The following is a 2599-nucleotide window of genomic DNA, read 5'->3' on the forward strand; positions in this document are numbered from 1 at the left end:
AAAGTTAGTTTGTCTAGCATCTAAAATAAAAATTGACGTTTCACGTTGTTTGTTTCGTTCAGTTTTCAAAGAACTACTTGGTCGCTCATTTGCGACTTCCTTATGTTAACACTTTCGTTAATTGATGTCAACTAAGTTTTTTATTTCGTTTGTCGCTTTCGACGTTATTGTCATCGGCGACTTGTTCTATATTACACCTCTAAAGTATAATCGTCAATACGTTTTTCAAAAAACTTTATATTTTATAGATTTCACTTATGTATTTCTTCTATAGTTATATACAAGCACTCCACAGAACAATCTATGGGGTGCTCTTCTACCATAAAAACTATTGTTCTTTCGACGGCACCGAACAACTTCCATCAGTACAAGAAAGATCGCTTCCACCCTCTGAAGAAAGTTCTTGCAACTTAGGTGCAGGATTCTCTTCTTCCCACACTTGCTGAAGTGCACCAACAAAAGTTTCAAGTGGTTGTGCACCTGAAATAGCATACTTTTGATTAATAATAAAATAAGGCACTCCCGAAATTTGATATTGCTGAGCAATCGCTTCATCAATTCTAACATCATTTGCATACGCATTTTTATCATTAATAACCTTTAAAGATTCTTGCTTATCTAAACCTGAAGCTTCAGCGATGGTAGCAAGTGTATCCACATCGCTTAAATTTTTCGATTCAGTGAAATATGCAAAAAGTAAATTTTCCGTAATCTCTTTTTCTTTCCCTTGATTCTTTGCAAACTTCGCAAGACGATGCGCATCAAACGTGTTCGTCGGCTTCATCTCATCAAAATTAAAACTTAAACCCATACTAGCTGCATGATTTCCTAACTGTACGTTATTACGCTTAGCTTCTTCAATACTAATTCCATACTTTGATGCAAGTACTTCATTAATACTTGTTCCAGAATAGATTGGAGCATTTTGGTCTAATTCAAAACTTTTAAACTCAACTTCAACATCCTTCTTATGCGGAAATTGTTCTAAAGCCATCTCTAATCTACGTTTCCCAATATAGCAAAATGGACATACAAAATCCGACCATACTTCAATTTTCATAAAAAACACCTCATTAACATTTAGTTTTCAATCATTGTAGCACTGAGATTAAGGAATTCAAAAGTTTTTGCTCTATCTCCTTCATATAGTACATACAAAAACACACTTATAGCAGAATACCTAATTAACAAAAAAAACGATAATCAAAAGGATTAACTATTATCCCTCCGATTATCGTCTATATATATGCAACAACTTTAATTATGCCGGAATATACTTCCCTACGAACTTCCATACAGTATTCCAATATTTATTCGAATCTACTTTCTCCGCTTCTCCATGTCCAGCACCTGGAACAATTAATTTCTCTTTTTCTACTTTTGCAGCATTATATACTTCATCTAACATTTCAAAAGGAACGAATGTATCAGCATCCCCATGAATGAATAACATAGGTGTTTTACTTTTCGCTACTTGTTTTACAGCTGAAGCCTCTTCTAAATCGTAACCAGCTCTTAATTTAGTAACCGTATTTGCCGCATTCATAACAGGAAACTTCGGTAAATGGAATAAATCTTTTAGTTGATAAGTAAATTCATCAATAACAGTTGAGTATCCACAATCTTCAATAATAACTTTAACATTAGAAGGTAAATCTTCTCCTGAAGTCATCATTACAGTTGCCCCGCCCATCGAAACACCAAATAGAGCTATTTCAGCATTAGGATCTTTCTTTAAGATTTGTTGAATCCAAATCAAAACATCTTTACGATCATGCCAGCCCATACCAACATAATCTCCTTCACTATTTCCATGTCCACGAAGGTCTGGTGCTATGACATTATAGCCTTGTTCATAGAAATTACGAACATATTTCGTCATTTCTGATGCTCTACCATTGTATCCATGAACTACAATTGCCCATTTATGACTAGATGGTTCATTCATATATTCATAACCTTTTAAATTTAATTTATCGAAAGAACGTATAGTTAATGTGTTAGGTTTATACTTCGATACGAAGTTTGCATTCTTTTCTTCATTTGCAGCCAATACATCTCCCGATGCACTTACCGTTTCTACTAAATGAGGATTATCTTGCAAAAATTCCTTTTCTTGTTTCGCATTTAACGCATAGTTATAAAAATAATTTCCAACTAACATATACACGATTACTAGCAGGACTAAGACTACTATAGTAATTATACTTATCTTTTTCATATTATCTCCTTTTCTAACTTAAATCTTCTTATATTAAAGTACATCAAAAACAACTGTACTATTTTAACACACTGATGAATCCTATCTTTAAGAAATAAAATAGAAAATCTTAAATTACATATAAAAAATCACGAAAGAAATTGAATAAAACTTATATAGCTACGTACTCAAAAACCTTTTTAAAAAGCGAGAAGCACTTCAAAATATTTAGCTTTAAAAAGAAGTTATAAAACACAAAAAAGACGAGTCATTCTGACTCGTCTTAAGCTTGCTTGGCGACGTCCTACTCTCACAGGGACAAGGTCCCAACTACCATCGGCGCTAGAGAGCTTAACTTCCGTGTTCGGTATGGGAACGGGTGTGACCTCTCTGCCATCA

2 protein-coding genes and 1 rRNA gene are annotated in these 2599 nt (G+C 33.7%); all 3 read right to left on the reverse strand.

Going from position 1 to position 2599, the window contains the following annotated elements; translation table 11 throughout:
- Window positions 1–328: 328 nt before the first annotated feature.
- On the reverse strand, window positions 329–1060 hold the full coding sequence (locus MR112_RS28525; protein ID WP_065223797.1) for a DsbA family oxidoreductase: 732 nt from the start codon (window positions 1058–1060) through the stop codon (window positions 329–331).
- A 201-nt stretch (window positions 1061–1261) separates the two neighbouring features.
- Complete coding sequence (locus MR112_RS28530) at window positions 1262–2221, reverse strand: alpha/beta hydrolase (RefSeq protein WP_033692091.1); 960 nt, start codon at window positions 2219–2221, stop codon at window positions 1262–1264.
- Between the two features lie 270 nt (window positions 2222–2491).
- Window positions 2492–2599: ribosomal RNA gene (gene rrf / locus MR112_RS28535) — 5S ribosomal RNA — on the reverse strand; the annotation flags it as partial.

The sequence above is a fragment of the Bacillus cereus group sp. BfR-BA-01330 genome (genome assembly GCF_022663885.1).
Classification (GTDB): Bacteria; Bacillota; Bacilli; order Bacillales; family Bacillaceae_G; genus Bacillus_A; species Bacillus_A cereus.